The organism is Hyphomicrobium sp. B1 (assembly GCF_049532635.1).
In the GTDB taxonomy this organism is placed as follows: domain Bacteria; phylum Pseudomonadota; class Alphaproteobacteria; order Rhizobiales; family Hyphomicrobiaceae; genus Hyphomicrobium_B.
The window spans coordinates 4296207-4318619 of record NZ_CP134871.1 but is presented as its reverse complement, the minus strand read 5'-3'; the positions used below and the strand labels follow the sequence as shown (position 1 = coordinate 4318619).

Annotated in this window: 24 protein-coding genes; 15 read left to right on the top strand and 9 right to left on the bottom strand. The window is 60.3% G+C overall.

The genetic code is table 11. The annotated features are described in order from the left end of the window. Positions 1 to 87 precede the first annotated feature (87 nt). From RLW55_RS20665 to RLW55_RS20655, 3 genes are all read left to right on the top strand, one after another. Complete coding sequence (locus tag RLW55_RS20665; protein WP_409562421.1) at positions 88 to 588, top strand: hypothetical protein; 501 nt, start codon at positions 88 to 90, stop codon at positions 586 to 588. A gap of 89 nt (positions 589 to 677) precedes the next feature. Further along, a complete protein-coding gene (locus RLW55_RS20660) occupies positions 678 to 1142 on the top strand; it encodes a hypothetical protein (RefSeq protein WP_423415236.1) in 465 nt (154 codons plus the stop codon). 199 nt (positions 1143 to 1341) lie between these two features. After that, positions 1342 to 2031: a Spy/CpxP family protein refolding chaperone gene (locus RLW55_RS20655; RefSeq protein ID WP_423415235.1), complete on the top strand. Its 690-nt coding sequence runs from the start codon at positions 1342 to 1344 to the stop codon at positions 2029 to 2031. A gap of 129 nt (positions 2032 to 2160) precedes the next feature. Here RLW55_RS20655 and RLW55_RS20650 read toward each other — a convergent pair whose 3' ends face one another. Further along, positions 2161 to 4038, bottom strand: a complete 1878-nt coding sequence (locus RLW55_RS20650) for a DEAD/DEAH box helicase (protein ID WP_423415234.1) — start codon at positions 4036 to 4038, stop codon at positions 2161 to 2163. A gap of 282 nt (positions 4039 to 4320) precedes the next feature. Continuing rightward, positions 4321 to 5268 carry a prolyl aminopeptidase gene (pip, locus tag RLW55_RS20645; RefSeq protein ID WP_423415233.1) on the bottom strand — a complete coding sequence of 316 codons (948 nt, stop codon included), beginning with the start codon at positions 5266 to 5268 and terminating at the stop codon, positions 4321 to 4323. Between the two features lie 92 nt (positions 5269 to 5360). Between pip and RLW55_RS20640 the strand changes: the two genes are divergently transcribed. From RLW55_RS20640 to RLW55_RS20625, 4 genes are all read left to right on the top strand, one after another. Beyond that, a complete protein-coding gene (locus tag RLW55_RS20640; protein WP_423415232.1) occupies positions 5361 to 5483 on the top strand; it encodes a hypothetical protein in 123 nt (40 codons plus the stop codon). 94 nt (positions 5484 to 5577) lie between these two features. Next, entirely contained in the window at positions 5578 to 6006 is a 429-nt protein-coding gene (locus RLW55_RS20635; protein WP_409562427.1) for a hypothetical protein, read from the top strand. 210 nt (positions 6007 to 6216) lie between these two features. Beyond that, a complete protein-coding gene (locus RLW55_RS20630) occupies positions 6217 to 6753 on the top strand; it encodes a Spy/CpxP family protein refolding chaperone (protein WP_423415231.1) in 537 nt (178 codons plus the stop codon). Positions 6754 to 6768: 15 nt separating this feature from the next. Further along, positions 6769 to 7155: a DUF302 domain-containing protein gene (locus RLW55_RS20625; protein ID WP_423415230.1), complete on the top strand. Its 387-nt coding sequence runs from the start codon at positions 6769 to 6771 to the stop codon at positions 7153 to 7155. 26 nt (positions 7156 to 7181) lie between these two features. On the opposite strand, the gene RLW55_RS20620 is transcribed toward RLW55_RS20625, so the two are convergent. The 3 genes from RLW55_RS20620 to RLW55_RS20610 form a co-directional block, all read right to left on the bottom strand. Then, positions 7182 to 7388, bottom strand: a complete 207-nt coding sequence (locus RLW55_RS20620) for a hypothetical protein (protein WP_409562430.1) — start codon at positions 7386 to 7388, stop codon at positions 7182 to 7184. 41 nt (positions 7389 to 7429) lie between these two features. After that, positions 7430 to 9604: a methylmalonyl-CoA mutase gene (scpA, locus tag RLW55_RS20615; protein WP_409562431.1), complete on the bottom strand. Its 2175-nt coding sequence runs from the start codon at positions 9602 to 9604 to the stop codon at positions 7430 to 7432. A 73-nt stretch (positions 9605 to 9677) separates the two neighbouring features. Then, positions 9678 to 10178, bottom strand: a complete 501-nt coding sequence (locus RLW55_RS20610; protein ID WP_409562432.1) for a hypothetical protein — start codon at positions 10176 to 10178, stop codon at positions 9678 to 9680. 178 nt (positions 10179 to 10356) lie between these two features. Between RLW55_RS20610 and RLW55_RS20605 the strand changes: the two genes are divergently transcribed. From RLW55_RS20605 to RLW55_RS20590, 4 genes are all read left to right on the top strand, one after another. Then, positions 10357 to 11256 (top strand): DUF817 domain-containing protein, encoded by a 900-nt coding sequence (locus RLW55_RS20605; protein ID WP_423415229.1) that lies wholly within the window; start codon positions 10357 to 10359, stop codon positions 11254 to 11256. A gap of 89 nt (positions 11257 to 11345) precedes the next feature. After that, on the top strand, positions 11346 to 11621 hold the full coding sequence (locus RLW55_RS20600; RefSeq protein ID WP_409562434.1) for a hypothetical protein: 276 nt from the start codon (positions 11346 to 11348) through the stop codon (positions 11619 to 11621). A 156-nt stretch (positions 11622 to 11777) separates the two neighbouring features. Beyond that, positions 11778 to 11981, top strand: coding sequence for a hypothetical protein (locus RLW55_RS20595; protein WP_013946523.1), 204 nt, complete (start codon positions 11778 to 11780; stop codon positions 11979 to 11981). Between the two features lie 205 nt (positions 11982 to 12186). After that, positions 12187 to 12882: a hypothetical protein gene (locus RLW55_RS20590; protein ID WP_423415228.1), complete on the top strand. Its 696-nt coding sequence runs from the start codon at positions 12187 to 12189 to the stop codon at positions 12880 to 12882. A 217-nt stretch (positions 12883 to 13099) separates the two neighbouring features. Here RLW55_RS20590 and RLW55_RS20585 read toward each other — a convergent pair whose 3' ends face one another. Further along, on the bottom strand, positions 13100 to 14440 hold the full coding sequence (locus tag RLW55_RS20585) for a chloride channel protein (RefSeq protein WP_423415227.1): 1341 nt from the start codon (positions 14438 to 14440) through the stop codon (positions 13100 to 13102). A 26-nt stretch (positions 14441 to 14466) separates the two neighbouring features. Beyond that, positions 14467 to 16341: a methylmalonyl-CoA mutase family protein gene (locus tag RLW55_RS20580; protein ID WP_423415226.1), complete on the bottom strand. Its 1875-nt coding sequence runs from the start codon at positions 16339 to 16341 to the stop codon at positions 14467 to 14469. Between the two features lie 219 nt (positions 16342 to 16560). Between RLW55_RS20580 and RLW55_RS20575 the strand changes: the two genes are divergently transcribed. After that, a complete protein-coding gene (locus RLW55_RS20575; protein WP_423415225.1) occupies positions 16561 to 18000 on the top strand; it encodes a helicase HerA-like domain-containing protein in 1440 nt (479 codons plus the stop codon). A 127-nt stretch (positions 18001 to 18127) separates the two neighbouring features. Further along, complete coding sequence (locus RLW55_RS20570; RefSeq protein WP_409562439.1) at positions 18128 to 18424, top strand: DUF4236 domain-containing protein; 297 nt, start codon at positions 18128 to 18130, stop codon at positions 18422 to 18424. Positions 18425 to 18516: 92 nt separating this feature from the next. Here the strand turns inward: RLW55_RS20570 and RLW55_RS20565 are convergent, their stop codons facing one another. Both RLW55_RS20565 and RLW55_RS20560 read right to left on the bottom strand, forming a co-directional pair. After that, positions 18517 to 19773, bottom strand: coding sequence for a patatin-like phospholipase family protein (locus RLW55_RS20565; protein ID WP_414461980.1), 1257 nt, complete (start codon positions 19771 to 19773; stop codon positions 18517 to 18519). A 232-nt stretch (positions 19774 to 20005) separates the two neighbouring features. Beyond that, positions 20006 to 20596 carry a superoxide dismutase gene (locus RLW55_RS20560; protein WP_409562441.1) on the bottom strand — a complete coding sequence of 197 codons (591 nt, stop codon included), beginning with the start codon at positions 20594 to 20596 and terminating at the stop codon, positions 20006 to 20008. Between the two features lie 702 nt (positions 20597 to 21298). Between RLW55_RS20560 and RLW55_RS20555 the strand changes: the two genes are divergently transcribed. Continuing rightward, positions 21299 to 21628, top strand: a complete 330-nt coding sequence (locus RLW55_RS20555; RefSeq protein WP_409562442.1) for an H-NS family nucleoid-associated regulatory protein — start codon at positions 21299 to 21301, stop codon at positions 21626 to 21628. Positions 21629 to 22082: 454 nt separating this feature from the next. Then, positions 22083 to 22397, top strand: coding sequence for a co-chaperone GroES (groES, locus tag RLW55_RS20550; RefSeq protein ID WP_013946533.1), 315 nt, complete (start codon positions 22083 to 22085; stop codon positions 22395 to 22397). The last annotated feature ends 16 nt before the right edge of the window (positions 22398 to 22413 follow it).

The window sequence follows — 22413 nt, the reverse complement described above, 5'->3', positions numbered from 1 at the left end:
TTCGAGTGACCCCCAACGAACTTTACCGAGGGGCGTTTAGGAGCCGGGGATTACAGTTCGACGACAGAATCGGAGACGCCGGAACAGATGATGCGTTTGGGCAACCAGAGTGCTGACGAATATTGTGCGGGCGGCGTGCGCTGGTGTCGGCTGCCGGTCGCGCTTTTGGCGGTGATCGCTGCGTGCGTCGGCGGTTGTTCGGGGCAGGGGGCCAACATGGCGACGCTGCAGTCTCCCACCAGCACCCCGCCGACGGATGTGGCAGTACGGTCGGCTCCGGTCGTGCCTGGACGGCGTGCCCGTGTTTTCATTTTTGCGGGCCTCGGCGACAAGTGCGAGCAGTTGGCCGCGCCCGAGATCGCGATTACGCAGCCGCCGGCCAAGGGCGATCTGGCTTTCGTTCCCGGCCAACAGACGACGATTGAATATTCGGCGAAAGGCACCTGCATCGGAAAGACCGCGATAGGCACAGGCATTTACTACACGGCGCGGGATGGCACGGACGGCACGGACAGTTTCGCCGTTACTGCAAAGCTTGCTAGCGGGGAGACGGTCAGCCGGTCGTTCCAGGTGACGATCGCGCCGTAAGCCGTGGCGCATGAGAATGTCTTAAGCGTTTCTTTAACTTCGGTACGGCACATTCTTTTCCAATTCGTTCAGTTCTGGAGCCTGCCGTTATGCGTAGCTCGTCGCGGTCAATCGGATTCGCCGCTCTCCTTTCCGTATTCGTTGTCCTGCCGGTGTCGGCGGCATTCGCGGAAAGCGCCGATGTTGAAAATTCGACGGCGGACGGCGATCAATTCGATCCCGCAGGGCCGGACTCTTACGTGCCGAAGCCCGGCAATCTCAACAGCGTGCCTGAAGACGGCGCGAGCTTGCGCTCGCTGCCCGGAACCGACAGCCCGCTCGTCAAGCAGATCCTGGCTGCGCGCCCGAACGAAGATCTTGTGATCTGCATCGCGGGTTGCTACGCCGGGCGCAATCGCGTGGTCTATGCGCAGCCCTCATCCAGTGCTTTGCGCGGCAGCCTGTCGTCGACCATGATACCTGCCGATCCGCAGAAGTCAGGCAACGTTGCGGGGGCGCGCCGCGCGGCGGCTATTGATCCCACGTCGCTGGCGATCATCAACGGGACGAACTGAACGCTTCGGCGCAAGGCGTCATTGGCATCTACGGGTGGGCTTTGTTCATGCCCGCTTTCTGCCTGAATTCGTTCATCTTTATTCATTCTCGCGATGTCAGCCGCAAACGGCGACGGATCGCGAAGATAGTTGCGTTTTTATCTCCGATGGCCGGGCAACGATCCCCCTAAATGCCTTCCCCGGCCCTAAGGAGATGTCCATGAAGACTTTATCGCGTGGCACCTGGATTGCGATTGCCGCTGTCGCAGCAGTCCCTGCAACCGTTGCTATCGCTAAGACGGCCGACCATGCCGGATGGCGCATGATGTCGCCTGAGACCCGGTCACGTCTTGAGGACGGCCGCCTGGCGATGGTGAAGACGGCGCTGCAACTTACGCCGGATCAGGAAAAGCTCTGGGCGCCGGTTGAAACGCAGGTTCGCGACGCGTTCAAGGCGCGCGAAGCCCGCATCGAGAAATGGCAGAAGAAGCGCGAAGAGTGGAAAGCCGAGCACTCCAAGGGCGGCAAGGATGAAGCCGAACACAAGCGTCCAGATCTCGCTACGCGCTTCGAAATGATGAGCAAGCGGATGGGCGAACGCGCCGACCGCATGAAGGCGTTCTCGACGGCCTTCTCGCCGTTCTATGCATCGCTATCGGATGAGCAGAAAGAAGTCCTTCGTCCGCTGGTCCGCGAACTGAGCCCCGGCTTAGGTCATGGCCCGCGCGGTCACCGCTTCGCCGAAGGCTGGGGTCCGGGCGGCCGCGATCATGGCTGGTTCGGTCATGGCCCGCACATGGGGCCCGGTATGATGGGCCCCGGCTCGCATGATGGTCCGCGGATGCAGGACAACGACGACAATGACGGCGGACCGGAGCAGGCTCCTGCCGAGCCCGACAAGAAGGGCTAAGGCGTCGCAACCTTTTCTGCTCTTACTCCCTTCGTTTCGACTTTGGCCGGGCCGTAAAAAAGCCCGGCCATTTTTATGGCCGGGCTCGATACTGTTTCGATCAGTGAGCTGATCGCACCGTGCGAACGCTCAGCGGGCCGGACGGGCGCGGTTGCGATCATCGTCGCGGCGCTTCATGAACTTCGGCGCGCCGCCGTCATTGCCCCACGACCGGCGGCTCTCGCCGTCGCGTTGCGGTTTTTTCGATCCATGACCGGCCTCGCGATTGCCAACGTTGGCTTCGTTGCGGTGGCGGCCTTCGGCATGGCGCGGTCCGTGGCGATGATCGTGACCGTTCTCGCCACGGTGATCGGCGCGGAGTTCGCCGCGGTGATCTTTCGGGCGATGATGGTCGCTCGGCTTGTGTTCGCGACGCTCTGCATTAGCCGAATGGCCGTTGCTGCCATGCGAACGTGCGTTCAGCTGATCGCGGTCACGCGGACGGCTGTCGTCCCGATGGCGCTGCGGGCGTTCTTGACGTTCCGGGCGAGCCGAACGCTCTTGGCGATCCGACCGTTCGTGACGTTCGGCGCGTGCGGGCCGCTCCGGACGTTCGTGGTGAGCAGGACGCTCTGAACGTTCCGGACGCGCTGGGCGTTCGCGATCGGTGACGCCGAACACTGCGGGGCGTTCGGGGCGGCCTTCACGGCCTTCGCCCTGGTAGGCGGGGCGGTCACGGCCGCGGTCGCGATTGCCGCGATGGGCTTGGCGGTCTCCGCGAGGGGCGCCGTCGCGCTGACGATGCTCGCCGCCACGACCGCTCCGATTGGCTTCGCGGCGACCGCCTTCACCGTCGTTCGACTGATGATTGCGCGGCAGCGGCGGCAGGACTTCGCCACCGACATCGTCGATGACTTCGAGCGGCTGCTTCATCATGCGCTCGATGGCGCGGACTTCCTGGCGTTCGGACGGATCGCACAGGGAAATCGCGATGCCGTTCGTGCCCTTGCGGGCCGTGCGGCCAACACGATGAACATATGTCTCGGGATCGAGAGGCATGTCGAAGTTGATGACATGCGTGATGTTCGAGACGTCGATGCCGCGTGCCGCAATATCGGTCGCAACGAGCACACGAATGTGGCCCATCGTGAAATCATTGAGCGCGCGCTGGCGAGCGTTCTGAGCCTTGTTGCCGTGGAAAGCGGAGGCGCTGATGCCTGCCATCCCAAGACGTCCAGCAACGCGATCCGCACCACGCTTCGTACGGGTGAAGACGATGACGCGGCTGGCGCCATCGTCGTTCAGAATGGTGTGCAGGCGGCTTTGCTTCTCTGTCGCCTTCACGATCATGACCTTCTGGTCGATGCGATCGACAACGATCTTCTTGGAAGAGAGATCGATGCGATAAGGTTCGTGGAGGATGTCGTAGGCGAACTTCTTAATCTCGTCGGGCATCGTGGCAGAGAAGAGCGCGGTGCGCCGCTTCTGCGGGATGAGCGAAACGATCTTCTTGATGTCGCGGACGAAGCCCATGTCGAACATGCGGTCGGCTTCGTCGATGACGAGCGTCTGCACGCCGGAGAGATCACAGCTTCGCATATTGACGTGGTCGAGCAGGCGGCCCGGCGTCGCCACAAGGATGTGAACGCCCCGCTTCAGCGCGTTGATCTGCGGACCTTTGCTGACGCCACCGAGGACGACGGCGCGGCGCAGGTTCATGTTGCGCGAGAGCTTGGCGACTTCCTGGTCGATCTGGACCGCAAGCTCACGCGTCGGCGCAAGGATCAGCGCCGAGACCTGCTTCCATTGCGGGTCGGACGGGCTCGCTGCGAACTTGTTCAGAAGCGGCAGAAGGAATGTTGCGGTTTTGCCCGATCCCGTCTCGGCCATGCCGAGCAGGTCGCGGCCTTCGAGCTGCGGCGGAAGCGCCTGCACCTGAATCGGTGTGGGCGTCGTGTATCCGCACTGCGTCAGAGCACGCGCGAGAGGTTCAGCAAAGCCGAATGCCTCAAAAGTTTCAGTAGTCAAAGTGAAAAAGTCCCAAGGGCTTCGAGCCCCGCGCACACATCTGGTGCCGGAGGTTCGTCCCATGGCCCACACCGGCGCTTTCGGGGTGCGGCCTTGTCTATAAGGATTGATCTCAATGCAGGGTCGAGCGCGGTGATTGAACCGCTTTCAAGTGGCACGAGGACCCGAGCGCCATCGGAGAGCAATGCGTGAGCTAGTGACGATGTTCGGCTGTGAAGTCAAGCGCGATCGTTAATTAACGATCGACTGTGTCTCCACGACGCGGAAGGCCACAAGTGGAAATTAACCAGCCGAGAGATCGGAAATGGCGCGGCGCATGGCTTCCATCACGCCGGGCTCTGTCATCGAGTGCCCGGCGTGGTCGATGATCTCCAGGCGCGCGGCGGGCCAGACGGACGCTATGGCGTGAGCGACCTTCGGCGGGCACAGAAGGTCGTAGCGACCCTGCACAATGACGCCCGGAATGTCGCGCAAGCGATGAGCGTTGGCCAGCAACTCGCCGGGCTGAAGAAAAAAGCTGTTCGCGATGTAGTGTGCTTCGACGATTGGCGTCGGCGGCAGGCGGGCGCTATCAGCGACCGTTTCTGGAATGACGGCGTGTCTTGGCTGGAGTTCCGAGAGGGCGCGCTCGTAGGCGTTCCAGGCGTGAGCGGCGCGCGTTCTCTCAGCGCCGTCGGGGCCGGTCAGGCGTTTGACGTAAGCGGCCAGCGGGTTGGCCCGCTCCTCCTGCGGAAGACGATTACAATAGGCTTCGAATAGTTCGGGGCGGAAAATCTGAGGCCCGTCGACGAAGGCCCAGCGAACTTCTTCGTCGGTGCCGAGAAACAGCGCCCGCAAGACAAGCGCCGTTACCCGTTCCGGGTGCCGTTCGGCATAGGCGAGCGCCAGCGTCGATCCCCAAGAGCCGCCGACGAGCATCCAGCGGTCGATGGCAAAATGAGCGCGAACGGCTTCGAGATCGGCAACGATATGGGCCGTCGTGTTGGCCTTGCAGGAGAGGTAGGGGTGGCTGCGTCCGGCGCCGCGCTGGTCGATCAGGAAGACATGATCGCGGGCGGGGTCGAATAGCGTGCGGTGCAGCACCTGCGAGCCGCTGCCGGGGCCTCCATGCAGAAATGCGATCGGCCGGCCGCCCTTCCGGCCCACTTCCTCGATGTAGATCCAATGACCATCGCCGACGTCCAGCATGCGGGCATCGAAGGGGCGGAAGGATTCCGGGAGGGTCTTCATGCCTCCTGCTGAGCATGCTTTTTCTTAAACGACAAGTTCGGCCGGTAGGAATGCTGCAACCAAATGGTGAGCGAGGGCTGGACGGCCTTCACATGTCTGTCATCACTCTAGCGGCGGTTGACTTCAGATTTGATGAATTTGCGGCGGCGGAAGCGGCGTTCGTGTCGGCGGAGCGCGGTCTGGTGAACGCCCAGTTTGGTGTTTACGGCAATTGACGATTTTCCAAACGATGCCTACCTGCACCCGGCTGCAACATTTGACACGGTGCGCTATATTTCGTGGGGCGGCCGGTTTCAACGGAGTATTGGAATGATCCAGAGCCACCTTTCAAAAGCGCGCCGCGCTTCGGTATTTGCCGTGACGCTCGCTGGTGCGTTAGGGCTCGGTATGGTTGTCGCCGAAGCACGCGCCGAATCTGCAATGCTGGTTGGGACGTGGGCCGGAAACGGGAACATCAATTTCTCGTCGGGCACGAAAGAGAAAGCGCGGTGCCGTGCGCATTTTGCGAAGACTGGCGCGCGCAGCTATGAGATGTCGGCTTCGTGCGCCACATCCTCGGCGAAAGTCGATCAGACGGCTCAGCTGACGAAGGTCGGTGCCAATAGCTATGTCGGCAGCTTCTTCAACGAGCAGTATAATACCGGCGGCCGAATCCGGATCACCGTCTCGGGGCGCACTGGCGATGTCAGCTTGGCTGGCGAAGCCGGCACGGCTTTCTTTCGGCTCAGGAAGTACTAGGCTTTTTTCTTCGATAACATTGGGTGCCGTGGCTGACGCTTTGCGTCGGCCATGGCTTTTTTGTGTTGAAGGCCGGTGTCGGCTCCATCGCGCCGTCGCGACATTCGAGACGTAATAAAAATCTGTAACACTTGACGCCCATCAACGCGCGCAGGGCCAAGAAAACGGATTCCGTTCCTGGTTGAGAACAAGCCGGGAAGGAGAGTGGCCATGAAGCAGAATTTGCGTGTTCTTGCTGGAGCGCTTATCGGCACAATAGGTCTTGGAGTCGGCGTTGCTCCTGCCCAAGACAGTCAGCCGCAAATGCCGATGATGGGCCAAGGCATGATGGGTGGCCAAGGCATGGGCCCCGGTATGATGGGTCAGTCTGGCATGGCCATGATGGGCCACGGCATGATGATGGGCCGTGGCATGATGAATGACATGGGCCCGATGATGGAAGGCCGCCTTGCGTACATGAGGGCCGAGCTTGGCATCACCGCTGAGCAGACGGCAGCATGGGACGACTACGCAAAAGCCGTGAAGGCGCGTGTGGCCAGCATGCAGGAAACGCGCACGGAAATGATGAAGGTCATGCACTCAGGAAGTGCGCTTGATCGTTTGGACGCCCGCACCAAGGCGATGGAAAATATGGTGCAGAACTTAAAGGCCGTTCGGCCGTCGGTTGAGGCGCTCTACAATGCTTTGAGCGACGATCAGAAGAAGAAGGCCGACGCACTGCTTGGTATCGGCTGCTGCATGATCTAAGTTCGGATTGCACGAATGGATTATTACATCGCGAAGACGTTGCAGATTCCTTTCGCCGAGGTGGTTACGAAAGTGATATCGGCGCTCAAGGATGAAGGGTTCGGCATTCTCAGCGACATCGACGTCAGTGCGACGTTGAAGTCGAAAATCGATGCAGAGTGGCGGCCCTATCGAATCCTGGGAGCTTGCAATCCGCAGCTCGCGTATCGCGCGTTGCAGGCCGAGGATAAGATCGGCGTCATGCTTCCATGCAATGTCATCGTTCAGGAGCGTGCGGCTGGCGACGTCGAAGTCGCAGCGGTCAATCCCGCTGCTGCTATGGCCCGTGTCGGCAATCCAGTCTTACCTGAGATTGCCGAAACTGTCCGGGACAAACTTAGCGCCGTACTTGAGCGGCTATAAGCGGGCCATACCCGGCGCAAGTGTCCTCACTCGCCTTCGCGCTGCTCTTCTGCGAATTCTTTTTCAAGTTCCTGTTCAAGCTTCACCAGATCTTCGGGCAGCGGCATGCCCGTCGCCTTGAGCTGATTGAGCTTCTCCATCACCGACAGATAAATTTCGTGGCTGTCTTGTGGCTGGTTCTGCATGTCGGTCAGCAGCTGCTCGATTTCGAGCTTGATCTGGTCGAAAGCCATGATCGGTACCTTTCGCGAAATTGAATTGAATAGCGGGGGATTTATTCCGCCGCTTGCTTGTCCACGTAGCCCAACTGCGCGTTGAGTTTTTCAACGAGGTCGGCGGCGGCTTCGGGGATGTTGGTGCCAGGACCGAAGACGGCCTTGGCGCCTGCCGCATAGAGCGCTTCGTAGTCTGACGGGGGAATGACGCCGCCGACGACGATCATGATGTCGCCGCGGCCTTCCTTGTCGAGCGCTGCTTTCAGTTCCGGCACGAGCGTGAGATGGCCCGCCGTCATGGTCGAGACGCCGACAACGTGCACGTCGTTTTCGACGGCCTGGCGCGCGGCTTCGTCGGCGGTCGCAAACAGCGGTCCGATATCGACATCGAAGCCGAGGTCGGCGAACGCGGAAGCGATAACTTTCTGGCCGCGGTCGTGGCCGTCCTGGCCGAGCTTGGCGATCAGGATGCGCGGGCGGCGGCCGTCATTCTTGTCGAACTGCTCGACGAGCTTCTTGACGCGCTCAAGGCTCGGATTCATCGCCGCTTCCTTTTTGTACACACCGCTGATGGCGCGAATTTCGGCCTTGTGGCGCGAGAACACTTTCTCCAGCGCATAGGAGATTTCGCCGACGGTCGCCTTCTTGCGCGCGGCCTTCACGGCGAGATCGAGCAGGTTGGCGTTGCCTTTGGCGCCTTCGGTCAAATCGTTGAGCGCAGCTTGCACTTCGGCCTCGTTGCGCTCGCCGCGCAGGCGTTCGAGCTTCGCAAGCTGGGCTTCGCGGACGGCGTGGTTGTCAACTTTGAGGAAGTTGATCTCCTTGTCGCCCTTGATCTGATACTTGTTGACACCGGTGATCGTCTGGCGGCCGCTGTCGATCCGAGCCTGCGTCCGGGCGGCGGCTTCTTCGATGCGCAGCTTCGGAATGCCTGCAGCGATGGCCTTCGCCATGCCGCCCTGTTCTTCGACTTCCTGGATGTGCGACATCGCTTTTTTCGCGAGTTCGTACGTCAGGCGTTCGACGTAATGGCTGCCGCCCCACGGGTCGATCGTGCGGCAGGTTCCGCTTTCCTGCTGCAAGAGGAGCTGCGTGTTGCGGGCGATGCGGGCGGAGAAGTCGGTCGGCAGCGCGATGGCTTCATCGAGGCCGTTCGTGTGCAGCGACTGCGTATGGCCTTGCGTGGCGGCCATGGCTTCGAGGCAGGTTCGCGTCGCGTTGTTGAAAATGTCCTGCGCAGTGAGCGACCAGCCCGACGTCTGCGAGTGCGTGCGCAACGACAGCGAGCGCTGGTCTTTCGGTTTGAACTCTTCCTTGATGAGCTTCGCCCAGAGCAGACGCGCGGCGCGCATCTTGGCGATCTCCATGAAGTAGTTCATGCCGATCGCCCAGAAGAACGACAGGCGCGGGGCAAAGGCGTCGATGTCCAGGCCTGCTGCAACGCCAGCGCGGGCGTATTCGATGCCGTCAGCGATCGTGTAGCCGAGTTCGAGGTCGGCGGTCGCGCCCGCTTCCTGCATGTGATAGCCGGAAATCGAGATCGAGTTGAATTTCGGCATGTTCGCGGACGTGTAGGCGAAGATGTCCGAGACGATGCGCATCGAAGGTGCGGGCGGATAGATGTAGGTGTTACGCACCATGAACTCTTTCAGAATGTCGTTCTGAATGGTTCCGGCGAGTTTCTGTGGCGGTACGCCCTGTTCTTCGCCCGCAACGATGAAAAGCGCCAGCACAGGCAGCACGGCGCCGTTCATCGTCATCGAGACGGTCATGTCCTGGAGCGGAATGCCGTCGAACAGCACGCGCATGTCGTAGATCGAATCGATGGCGACGCCCGCCATGCCGACGTCACCCTTCACGCGCGGGTGGTCGGAATCATAGCCGCGGTGGGTCGCCAGGTCGAAGGCGATCGAGAGGCCCTTCTGGCCGGCCGCGATGTTGCGGCGATAGAAGGCGTTCGAATCTTCTGCCGTCGAGAAGCCGGCGTACTGACGGATCGTCCAGGGCTGGAGCGCATACATCGCCGGATAGGGGCCGCGCACGTAGGGCGCGATACCCGGCAGGCCGTCGATGAAGTCGAGCCCGGCCGTATCGGCATCGGTGAAGACCGGCTTCACAGGAATGCCTTCCGGCGTTTCCCACACGGGGGCGCTCGGCGCCTCGGCCGCCGAAGCGGATTTGACCGGCGTCTCCGGATCGAGGGGAATCTGAGCAAAATTCGGAATCGAAGTCATGCGGGTCGGTGATCCGGTCAAAAGTGGTTATCGTCCGCCGCAAGGTACGGCAAAACTTGGGGCGGGGAAAGGTTTAGCGAGGTTTGCGGTCCAGGAGGTAGTCCCTTCGGCGGAGAAGCAGATCGTAAACGACGGCGAAAAAAACTCCGCTTAGTGCGGCGCGGATCAGATCGGCGCTCTGGGCGCCCGGCGGGGCAGGTGCTAGCGGCGTCAGGACGAGGTAAATCGCCTCCGCCAGAAGGCACCAGAGGATGGCCGCCAGCGCAACGAATTTCAGCAGGCGAAGAGTTCCGGTACTGGAGGCTGCGCCGAGAAATTTCGCCGCGGGTGGGAAAATAAATATCCCCACGGGTAGGAACCAGATGAAGGCTGCCAGCAGGGTCGTCGGCATGTCGTTGCCGAAGTCCTTGACGGCTGCTCCGGCGTTCCCTGTTCCGAAGACGCGGGGATCGGCCAGGATGACGAGTGCGGATGCTGCGACGAAAGCCGAGATGATGCCGCTCAGCAGACCCATCAGCATCAGGCGTAGCAGCGAATGGCTCGGTGCAGGGGGTGGGCTCGTCGGGGCAGTCAAAGGCGATCTCCTTGCGTCGCGATCATTTGGCATATCGGGCTGCGCCTAGGGAAGGGACGGGATGATCGTGTGGAAACTCGATGCTTCCACGTCGATGCTGCAAGTGGCCTGCGCGGGGCTCATAAAGCCATAAACCTCGGCATGATGCGCAAAGGGGGCGCCAGTTTCAGGGTGCAATATGCAACGCAAAGTTTCCGGGGATGCCTCGCAGCGAAGTGCAGCCCGACAGTGGCCGCCGCTTGCGCGCTTCATCGATTGGGAAGCGCGGATTGGTGAGGCGGCGGAAGCACACGGGCGGCTTTCTCACTTTGCCTACGAGTTCGTCCGCTTCGGTGTGAAGCAGGCGTGGGCCTGTCTGTTCGGAGCTTTGCTTCTCGCGCTGCTGATCGCGACGCATTTTTTCTATCCGAAAGGGGCGGCGCTGGCGCGATACGATTTTCTCGTTATCGCGGCTGTCCTGATCCAATTGGCAATGCTGCTTTTCAAACTTGAGACGCTCGAGGAAGCGAAAGTCATCGTCGTGTTTCACGCCGTCGGGACGGTGATGGAAATCTTCAAGACGTCGGTCGGATCGTGGGTCTATCCCGAGGCGAGCCTGCTTCGCATTGCGGGCGTGCCGCTGTTCACCGGCTTCATGTATGCGGCGGTCGGTTCCTATATCGCGCGTTGCTGGCGGCTTTTCGATTTTCGATTTACCCGGCATCCGCCGGTTTGGGCGCTGGGCATTCTAAGCGTCGCCATTTATGCGAACTTTTTTGCCCACCATTACGTCTGGGATTTTCGGCCCATTCTCCTTGCGGCCGCCATCGTCCTCATCGGGCCGTGCACGGTCTATTATAGGATCTGGAAGACGCACCGCAGCATGCCGCTGTTGCTCGGGCTATTTCTGGTGGCGCTTTTCATCTGGTTTGCCGAGAATATCGGGACGTTTACGGCGGCGTGGGCTTATCCCAACCAGCGGCACGGCTGGCAACTTGTGAGCGCCGGAAAGCTCGGTTCGTGGTTCCTCTTAATGTTGATTTCGTATACCCTTGTTGCGTCGCTCCATCGTCCGAGCGAAATAAAAATCGAGGAATGAGCAGTATATTGTTTACCTCGAACTGTGGTCCCGACGGATATCGGTCGCGTTTCGTCGTAATATCTGCCGTCATTTCCTGGAAACGTCCTATGCGCAACTCAATCATCTTCATGGCTTCGGCGATCGCGGCCGGATTGTCGGCTTCAAGCGCCATTGCCGAGAGCGGGCTCGAGCCGCCGATGGATCTTCTGGCCGCGCAGCTTCGTACGCAGGGCTTTGCGTGCGATCATCCCGACAGCGCGCGACTGGACAACGACGCATCGAAGCCTAACGCCAAAGTCTGGATCGTTGCGTGTAAGGGTGTTCACTACCGGATGACGGTAGTGCCGGATCTCGCGGCGAAAATCGAAAAACTCGACAACTAGCCCGGCTGCTCTTACCGGCCGAAGCGCGTCGTTCGCTTTCGCGGCGGCGGCGCTGTCGGTTTGTCACTCCGGTAACAGCGAGAGTTTGGCGCCGTGTTCATTCTCCCACGCATCGGCCTGCCATGGCCGGAGCAATTTTGAGATGGGAGGAGTGTCATGTCTGCTGTCGCTGTTGGAGCTGCTGGAGCTGCTATCGTCACTGCCGCGACTGTGCTGGCCGCGGCTTTTCCAGACACTCAGGCTCTGCTGTCGCCGTTGACCGAAGGCGGCAACGAATATGCGGTGCCTGCGGCATCGGTGCTCGCCTCGCTGCCGATCCTCGGCGTCATGGCCGTGCTTGCTGTGTCGGGCCGCGAATAGGTTTGCGCAGTGCTGCTATTGGGCTCTGACAGAGCATCGCGCGTGCCATTCTCCTGCCTTTGTTAGCGTTTCATTAGTCGTTGGGGCACGGGGGGTTAGAGTACGAAGCTACCTTGCCCGTGTGTGTGTTTTGAAGGGTGCCGCGGCACCGGTGCGGGCCGGCGTCGACGAGCAGTCCCATCGAGTATCGCGTGGGGTGTGCGTCGTGAGATTTAAGGCAGTTGCAGTGGTTCTTGGCGCCGTCGCTGCGTCCTCATTTTCCGCACCAACCAGATTAGGATCCGGCGGCGCGGCCGATGCTGCCGATGCGATACCGCCGGCGCAGCAGCGTGCGCAGTCGATCAAGGTTCCGGAGTTCGTTCCGGTCGTCAATTTCAGCGAGTTCGTTTTGGCGATGCAGGCGTTTGCCGCGCAGAATCCTCCTGCGGCGCGGATTGCGGCGGAGGAGTTAAGCGCTAAATTTGCATTGAATGGCGATGCGAAGCCGGCGGACGCGCAACAGATCGAAGTGCGCAAGCCCGACCAGCAAATGGCTGCCGCTGCGCCTGAGAAACCGGCGCCAGTTATCGTCACCCGGCCGGTTGTTACGGCGAGTATTTCAGAAGCGCCAGCAGAACCGCAGGTTCCGGCTGTTCCCGATCCGAACGGGCGCCCGACGACGGTTGCGGACCCTGTGAAGATTATCACCGGCTATCCCGCTAAGACGGCAGAAACAGCGCACAAGCGGCGCAAAGCCGAACGGAAGGTCGCGGCGGCTGAGGGGCGCGAACGGCTTACGAAAAAATATCAGCCGGCGATGGGTCTCGGTATGGTGATCGACTCCGCGGAAGAAGCTCCACCGATGTCGTCCCTGGCTCAAAAAAAAAGCAAAGTGAACGTCGGCTCCCGCGGCATCGAATAGTGTTGGGCCACGAAGCGCCGCCGACTAAGACGGCTGCCGTCGATCAGCCGCGGCAGGCGGGTGCCGATGAAAAAGCCGGTGCTGACAACAAGGATTTTCAGATCGGCATCCCGGGGCAGTCGATGGAACCGCTGATTTCGAAATGCGCAAAGACCGAAAGGTCGTGCATCGGAATCTTCTGCGGATGCTGAAAGGAGGGGCAGGAGCCCCTCCGGTTCTATTTCTTCAGTTCAGATGGCAGCGGATTGAAGCCGTGCGATAGCGCGTGATAGAGCGGCTCGCGCTGGATAAGGCGCGAAATGCCTGCAGCGAGCAGCGACGTCGCCATCAGCGGGATGACCATGTTCCGGTCGCTCGTCATTTCCATCACGATCACGACGGCGGTGAGCGGCGATTGCACGACGGCGGCAAAGTAGCCGACGGTCATCATCAGCATCAGGGCGCGCGGTTCGACGAACGAGAAGATCGGCGTGACCATCGAGCCCAATCCGGCGCCGACCGCAAGCGACGGCGAAAAGAGACCGCCGGGAATGCCGCTCGCCGACGACAGAAGCGTCGTGATGAGCTTGCACGGCCCATACCAGAAGGGAATGTGATTGCCGTCCACCAGTCCGGCATGCGTTTCCATATAGCCGTTGCCGGAGGCATATCCGCCCGTTGCAATGCTGAGCACCGCGACGATGAGGCCGCAGACGGCGGCGAAGATGGCAGGGCGACGGCGGAGCGTCGCGATGAAAGATGGCGGCTTGCGCACAAGTACGACGAGCGAGCGCGAAAAGAAGCCGCCCATGAGGCCGCCCAGCAGTGCGCAGATCGGGATGGCGGACCAGTCGGCGGCATGTGCCATATTGGCAGAGACCACACCGAAATAAGCGTAATTTCCGAGGATGAACCAGCTCACGCCGCCAGCGATCGCGACAGAGGCGATGACGAGTTCGTTGATGCGGCCGGCATAAGATTTGGCGACCTCCTCGATGGCGAAGAGAATACCGGCGATGGGCGCGTTGAACGCCGCGGCGATGCCAGCCGCCGAGCCTGCGAGCACCAAGCCGTTGTGTCGTCCGATGCCGGCATAACCGGCAACCGCATACATGACCGAAGCACCGACCTGAACAGTCGGGCCTTCGCGTCCAACGGATGCGCCGAAGATCAGTGCAATCGTCGTCATGATGATCTTTGCGACCATCGTCGGCCAGCCGAGAATGCGTTTCCGGAATGCAACGATCTTGCTCCGCCGCGCGGCGATGACCTGGGGAATACCGCTTCCCGAAGACGCCGGGAACCAGCGCGCGGTGATGTAGGCGAGCACGGCAAAGCCGATGGGCGACAGGATCAGCGGTAGCCACGGCGAGGTGTGCAGCATCCGGTAGTAGAGGTCCTGCGCCGCGTCGGCGAGCTTGGCAAAGCCGACCGCGGCAAGGCCGATGCAGACGGCGCCGAGAAGGAAGACGCAGCGGCGAAGCCAAAGGCGGCGCGAGAGGCTGACATACCTATAGCGGCGCAAATGCAATTTTCGACGGATTGCCGCTTTGCGAGCGGCTTGTACTTTTGAATCCACGTCTCGTCGTTTCCTTGGCTTTTCGCTTAGGCCAATTTGTCTTGCAGGCCTTTCAGCGTGGCGACTGCATCGGCCCCGGCAAACAGGAACTGATCGACGCCGGCGGCCTTGAGCGCTGCCTCGTTGTCGCCCGGCCGACCGGCCATGAGCACGAGTTTGGCGCCTGCGGCTTTCAGAGCTTTTGCCGTCGGTTCTGAAAGCGCGGCATTGACCGCATCGGACGAACAGAGGCACGCGGCGGTCGCTCCGGATTTACGGAAGGCTTCGGCTGCAGCCTCGGGCGTCTTGTAACCGTCGCTGACGAGCGTCGCGATGCCACCCGCCGCGAGGTAGTTTTTCGTCCACGTCGTGCGGATGTTGTGATCGACGATCTCGCCCATGCTGGCGAGGAAGATGTTGAAGCCGCCGTGTGCGTCCGCCGCGTCGCGCAACGCTTCGAACGCTTCGCCGAGGCGATGCGGTTTCAGGGGTGCGATCTCGACGGCGGCATTCGCCGTTGGCGCCGATGCTGCCGGCCACGGATCGGCATGAACGCCATCGTCGCCGAGCAGCGGAAACGCATTCACGCCCGTCAATTCCTGGCGGATTGTTGCGACCGACTTGGCGCGTGTCTCTGCCGTTTTTGCGATCATTTCTTGCACGAAGCCCGATTGCAGGCAGGCAAGAAGGCCGCCGCGGGCTTCGATATCCTGGAAGATTTCCCAGGCTTTCTTCGTCATGTCGTCGGTCAGGTTCTCGACGTACCAGGAACCGCCTGCCGGGTCATTGACGCGGCCGAGGTGGCTTTCTTCCTGGCAGACGATCTGGATGTTGCGCGCGACGCGGCGCGCGAATGCATCGGGCTTGCCAAGTGCGAACGTGAAGGGCAGCACGACGATGGCGTCGGCGCCACCGAGAGCCGCGCCTGCGCAGGCGATCGTCGTGCGCAGGATGTTCGTCCACGGATCGCGCTTCGCCATGATGCGATAGGACGTCGGGCAATTGAGCGTGACGGCAGATGCCGCATCGCCTGCACCGCAAGCGTCCGCGACGCGCCAGATCAGGTGACGCGCCGCGCGCAATTTTGCGATTGTGGAGAATTCATCGATGTCGGCTGCAAGCGCGACGTTGATTTTCGGGAGTGCTTCGGCAGGAGCGATGCCGCCCTTGTCCGCTGCACGCAAATAAGCAACGAGCGCCGACAGCATGAACGCAAGCTCTTGGGCTTCGCTGGCGCCTGCGACGTGAGCCGGGACGCCATCGGCCGTCATGACCTGAACGCGCGGTGACGCCATCGTCGTCTTCATCAACGCGACGGCGCGTGCGAGCGCCGTCTCGACCGGTTCCGACAAGCGGCCGGTCATCGCCAGCGTGCCGAGGGGATCGGCGCCGAACGAGCCCTGGCGTTCGGCAGGCTTAATGCCTTTTGCGTCCCATTCCGCCATCAGCGCGAGGGCGGCGTCGAAGACGTTTTCTCCGGTAACAAGGACGATGGGGCAAACGTCAAGCAGGACGCCCGCGAGCGCCTCGGCGAATGCTTCCTTGGTGGCGGGCAGGCCGTTGCCGCAAACCTGAAGTGCGATGGATGTCACGCCGCCTTCGAGATCTTCCAGAATTGCCTTGTTCGCCGCTTTCGGGTCGGCCTCGATGTGGAAGGTGCGAATGTCCCAGCCGAGGCCATCACGTGCGGGCCTCATGCCGCGGGTGAGCGGGGGCTTGCCTGGCAGCTCGTTTACCGTGCTTTGAAGCGCGTCGCGGCGGGTATAGAGCGGCTCGATCTTCAGGCCGTCGGCCGTGTGGCTGACAAGCCGTTTCTCGAAATCGGCGCCTTTCAGCGCTTTTTCGACGAGGGCGCGCCATTCATCGATATTGGCGGCCGGAAAATCCTGGGCGAAATGCAAATCTTGCGTCCGGGTCGTCATACAACTTGGTTCCCAAAGCGTAGGGGGCGTTATCGATAGGGTATCTTTCCGGTATACCCCCTAAAGCAGTTCGTGCGAGCCTGAAATTGCCATGTGGCTTGGCCGAATTGCCGCGCTGGGGCGAGGCCGGGTTGACGTTTGCGTCGGCTGGGCGGGCATGGCATCACGGCAGGAATGGCCGCAGCGCGAGTCGGCCGTTTCGATACGCGAGGAGGCACTATGACCGGCAAGCATGGGCCCGAGGACAGTGGCGAAGCGGTCGCCGATCCTCGCGACTATGTCCAAGATGGCTTGATCCTCATTGGCGTCAGCAAGTCAGGCCACGAACCGGCGGCGGAATGTATCGAGCTTGCGCTGGCCAACCGGCATGGTCTTATCACGGGCGCGACCGGTACCGGCAAAACCGTTACGCTTCAGGTGCTGGCCGAAGGCTTCTCAGCGGCCGGCGTTCCGGTTTTTGCTTCCGACATCAAGGGCGATCTTTCGGGGATCGCCGCAAAGGGTACACCTGCGCCGAAGCTCGTCGAGCGGGCGAAAGAAATCGGGCTGACGAACTACGGCAATACTTCGTTCCCGACGGCGTTCTGGGACATCTTCGGTAAAGACGGCCATCCCGTTCGCGCGACCGTGCAGGAAATGGGACCGTTGTTGCTCTCGCGATTGATGGAGCTGACCGAGCCGCAGGAAGGCGTGCTGAATATTGCGTTCCGCTGGGCGGAGGACGAACGCGCGGCCGGTGACGCGAAAATGACGATCCTCGATCTGCAGGATCTGCGCGCGGTCATCGACGAGATGGGCAAGAAAGCCTCGACGTTGCGCAGCAAATACGGGCACGTCGCGCCAGCAACTGTCGGCGTTATCCAGCGCCGTCTCCTTGTTCTTGAAGAGCAAGGCGCCGACCGGTTTTTCGGTGAGCCTGCGCTCGACATCATGGATTTTCTGAAGGTCGATGCGGACGGTCGCGGCATCGTCAACGTGCTTGCGGCTGAAAAGCTGATGAACACGCCGCGCCTTTACGCGACGTTCCTGCTTTGGCTGTTGACCGAGCTTTTCGAGAAGCTGCCGGAGGTGGGCGATCTCGAAAAGCCCAAGCTCGTATTTCTGTTCGACGAAGCGCATTTACTGTTCAATGACGCGCCGAAAGCGGTGCTCGAACAGGTCGAACGCGTGTCGCGGCTGATCCGTTCGAAAGGCGTCGGCGTCTATTATGTGACGCAGAGCCCGAGCGACGTTCCCGATCGCGTCTCGGCACAGCTCGGCAACCGAATTCAGCACGCGTTGCGCGCCTTCACGCCGAGAGAGCAGAAAGCGATCCGCGCTGCTGCCGAGACGTTCCGGCCCAATCCGAGCATCGATACCGAGCGCGCCATTCAGGAGCTTCGCGTCGGTGAAGCGCTGGTCTCGTTACTGCGCGGCAAGGGCGAACCGTCGATGGTCGAGCGGACGTTAATTCGGCCGCCGATGTCGCGCGTCGGGCCACTTACCGCAGAGGAGAGGAAAAAGCTCATCGCCGCCGATAGCGACAACGTCAAGAAGTACGCCAAGGGCCTCGATCGCGAATCAGCACACGAGCGCTTGCAGGATCGCAGCACGATGTTGGGGCAGCTCAAGCACAGCGCGAAGAAGGTCTTTCCCGGTCTTTTTGGCAGTAAAGGCTGACAGCGGAGCGAATCCGTTGAAAGTCACAATTGGAGCCATTAGGTTTTTTTTGGAGATTCGCAAAACGCGAGTACCGTGGCGCGTAAATTGGATGATTTAACCGGCAGGCGCCGACGAGGAGACTGAGATGGGCTATTTCCGGTTTCGCAAGACATTTACAATTCTTCCCGGCGTTCGCATCAATCTCAGCAAGACCGGCGTCAGCAGCAGTGTCGGCGGCAACGGCGCGACGCTGAATGTCGGGAAGCAGGGGCCAGTGGTGACGTTCGGCATTCCGGGTACGGGTCTCAGCTATCGCGCGCCGGTGAGCCTTGCGATCCTGCTGTTGGTTGTGGCGGCCGTTGCCATCGTCGGTATCGCCTATCTGGTTGCGCCGGACGCTGTGAAGACACTGCTGCATTGGTGGCAGCCGCGCTGGTTCTGAGCTTAAGATTAAGCGACGGCCTCGTTCAGACGATGGGAAGCGCTGGCGAAAGCCGGCGCTTTTGCTTTTTAGCTGCTGTCGGTTGATGCGGGTCAGCCGTTGCCTGCGGCGGCCAGCGGCTCAGGCAGGCTGGGGCGTGGCTGCTGTCCATCGACTCCGATCGGAGCCACACCCGGCGGATGCTTCAGCCAAATGCCGCTGCGGCCGACCTGAACGCCCTTGGCATAAAGAGCCGCCTGATACTTAGGATCGTAGATTTCTTTGGTCTTGTAATCGAACGATGGCGGCACAGCCAGGAAGTTGAAATCGGCGCCACCATCAAGCGCAACGCGGTAGATGTGATAAACCTCGCCCATGTTCTGGCTCTTGATGAGCGTTGAAATCGAGCGGCCGGCGATCTGTAGCGTCGTCGGCTTTACGACTTCCTGGTCCGGGGTGGCTTTGCCGTTCTTTATGATGAAGTAGCGGCGGATCGGCGGCTGGTCGTAAAGAACGTCGAAAGCTTTGATGGGCGCATCGACCGGGCTGATGAAGACTTCGCGGGTGGTGCCCCCGTCAACGTGCAACTCGTCATACATTCTGCCGTCGGCGACGACTTCAATTTTGACCGGCGGGAAGGCGGCGGGAATAGCGGCGGACGCCAGGATGACCTTGCGAAACAGCTCGATCGCCTGGGGAGATCTTTTGAGGGCGATTTCGCCCATGTTCCAAACAACCGGGCGCTGGGCATCGAGGTTCGTAGTCAGGACCAAGAGAATGCGACCGCGCTTGTATTGTGCAGCGATCCGGTCGAGAAATTTTTCATCGACATAGTGGGCGATGAGGTTCTGCAGGGGAGCGGTGCTCGAAAGAGCAGGGCCGCCGAAAAGACCTGACAGAATTTCTGGCGTCGCGACCTGATCCTGTTTGTATTGCGTCCAGATGGCGTGAAGCTTTTCGTCTTCGGACGGTCCGAGAAAGGCGAACGGCGCAATGATTGCCCCGGCGCTGACGCCCGTTACCACCTGGAATTCCGGACGGTCGCCGCGCTTCGTCCAGCCGGCGAGGACGCCCGCGCCGAATGCGCCGTCGGAACCGCCGCCTGAAAGAGCGAGCGTATCGACGACTTTGCGGCCGGCTACGGTTCTCGCGTGCTTACCTAGCTTGGGCATGTGCGCAGTACGCCGCCGGATTTCGGCGATAGGATCTCTTGGAACTTCATCGCCCCAGAAGCGAACGCCGGGCATGCCCGGAATTTCCGCAGTTTCGGCGAGGGAGGCGCTGGAAATCCCGTTGCGCGTCATAATTGTCGCGCACCCGGTGAGAACGAGCGCGAAGATCAACGTGACAGCAACGTGCAATCTCGGCACGAACACTCGGATCCCCCGCCCCTCAGTAATACCCCGCCTACTGTACGAGTTTTAGGGCACGGACAAGGCGGCGGCAACGGCGTGCGGCGAGCTTCCACGCCAAGTCTCTGATTCAGCAGGTGTTCGAGTGGCCCTAGCGCATCAGTTCGAACGCGGAGTTTAAAGGCGCAAAAAAAGGCGCCGGCATTACGAGCCAATGCCGGCGCCAACAAATGTTTCGACGACGTGTCGTTTAGCCGACGAGAGCCTCGACGTGCTCCCAGTTGACGAGGTTGTCGAACCAGGCTTCGAGGTACTTCGGACGGGCGTTGCGGTAGTCGATGTAGTAGCTGTGCTCCCAGACATCGACGCCGAGGATCGGCTTGGAGCCGTACATCAGCGGGTTTTCACCGTTCGGCGTTTTGACGACTTCAAGTTTGCCGTCCTTTACCGCAAGCCAAGCCCAGCCCGAACCGAACTGGCCCTTGCCGGCTTCGATGAAGTCGTTGCGCACCTTGTCGAAGCCGCCGTAACCGTCGACAAGCTTCTGGACGTTGCCGGGCAGCTTGTTGCCGCCGCCGCCCTTCTTCATCCACTGCCAGAAATGCAGATGGTTATAGTGCTGGCCAACGTTGTTGATGAGGCCCTGGGCCTTATCGGCGTAGGCGTTCTTGACGATATCTTCGAGCGACTGGCCCTCGTACTTCGAGCCAGCAAGCAGCTTGTTGCCATTTTCGACATACGCCAAGTGATGCTTGTCGTGGTGAAACTCGAGTGTCTCGGCCGACATGAACGGCGCGAGAGCATCATAGGCATAAGGAAGATCAGGTAATTTCAGCGTCATAGACGGCCACTCATCATGTTGCGGGGTGGATTGAAAGCCGCGGGAACGTAGCTTTTGAAACCAGCTTACACAAGTCGAAGGCTGAACCCGCGGTTGGCGATGCAGTTCCACTGCGCCGACACTAATCGGCGATTTTCGTCGTTCGCATATCGATCTTCCGGATGGTGGGAGAGATTTAATGGCGGACGCTGGGCTCCAAAATTCGCGGCGGGCTGCGACCCAGATAAAGTCAACAATTTAATAATTTGAATGCCGTGAGAGCCTTCAAGATCGCTGCAAAGAATGTCGGCCGCAATTTCTTTTTTTTGCCATCAATGCAAAAATTCGTATTTTAGTATCTACACGGATTGTTTGCGGGTATTATCGGAAGGACGCGATTTCCGATTGCGATCCGGTAAGGGTCCGGCTGTTAGAAAGGCTGAATTCATTGGCAAGATTTCGTGCTATTTCTCAGCCTGAGCGTTTGTTCGTAGGCGCATTTTAGGTGGTGATATCGCTCCGCTTAAACTAATGAATTGGCTGCATTGAAAAATATGTGATCCGCCATTTCTCGTTTGCGGAATATTCACGAGTATTTATGAGGTTGCGTTGACACGGTGACACATCTCAGAGATTCCTGCTGCGCAGGGGGCGGGATGTGATTACACCGGCGTGCAGGAAATCTAGTAGAGGTTGTCGTTGGTGATGCGAAAAGTAAAATCTATGGCGACGATCAATGTCGACAAACTTTCCCTCAAGGAGCTTGTCGACCTTGAAACGAAAGTTCAGAAGGCGATCGCCGCCGCTCGGGACCGGGAACGCGCCGAACTAAAAAAGAAAGTCGCGGATCTTGCAGAAACACACGGATTTTCCGTGGCCGAATTATTTGGTGCAAGCCGCGGACGCGGCGCAGTAAAAGGCAAGTCGATCGGCGTTGCGAAATACGCCAATCCTGAAAATAAAGCCGATACCTGGACGGGGCGCGGTCGTAAGCCGAACTGGCTGGTCGAACGGCTTAGGAAAGGTGCTAAGCTTGCCGATTTCGCGATTTGATGTCGCGAAATTTGTACGACGGGGCAACTGAGGAAAATGCGCAATTCTCATCGCAGAATAACTGTTTGCGATAAATGAATTGCGCGAACCCGCTCTTCAGAAAAATGGATTTCAAGTTGTCGCGCGATATAAACATCGCGCGCGATTTGTAATTGTGAGCTGCAACCGCTTTGTTGTTGCAACTTTTGGCGCGACCATCGGATGACGGCACGGCCCGCCATGGCCCCGTGCTACTGCGGTGTTCAATAAGGCGAACGCCCATACTAATGGATCACGTTTTAGCACTCAAGTATTGACAGTGCTAACAGTGCGCACCATATATCCGTCGCGTTCGGGCTCGTCAGCGATCCTGCTCGCAGTGCACCGGCGGACAGCAATGTCCGTTGCCTGCGGCCTGGCATCCTAGGCTGCGAACAAAAGACAAATCGTCTAGCCAAATCATGAGGTTACCCCCATGGCGTTCCGTCCTCTCCACGATCGTGTCGTCGTGAAACGCATTGAGGAAGAAGCAAAGACTGCAGGCGGGATCATCATCCCCGACACCGCCAAGGAAAAGCCCCAGCAGGGCGAAGTTGTGGCCGTTGGCCCCGGCGCTCGCGATGAAGCGGGCAAGGTCGTTCCCCTCGACGTCAAGGTCGGCGATCGCGTTCTGTTCGGCAAGTGGTCGGGCAGCGAAGTCAAGATCGACGGCGAAGATCTCCTGATCATGAAAGAGAGCGACATTCTCGGCGTTCTCTCGGCCCCGGCAAAGTCCAAGGCCGCCGCTTAATTTCATCCCCCTATTT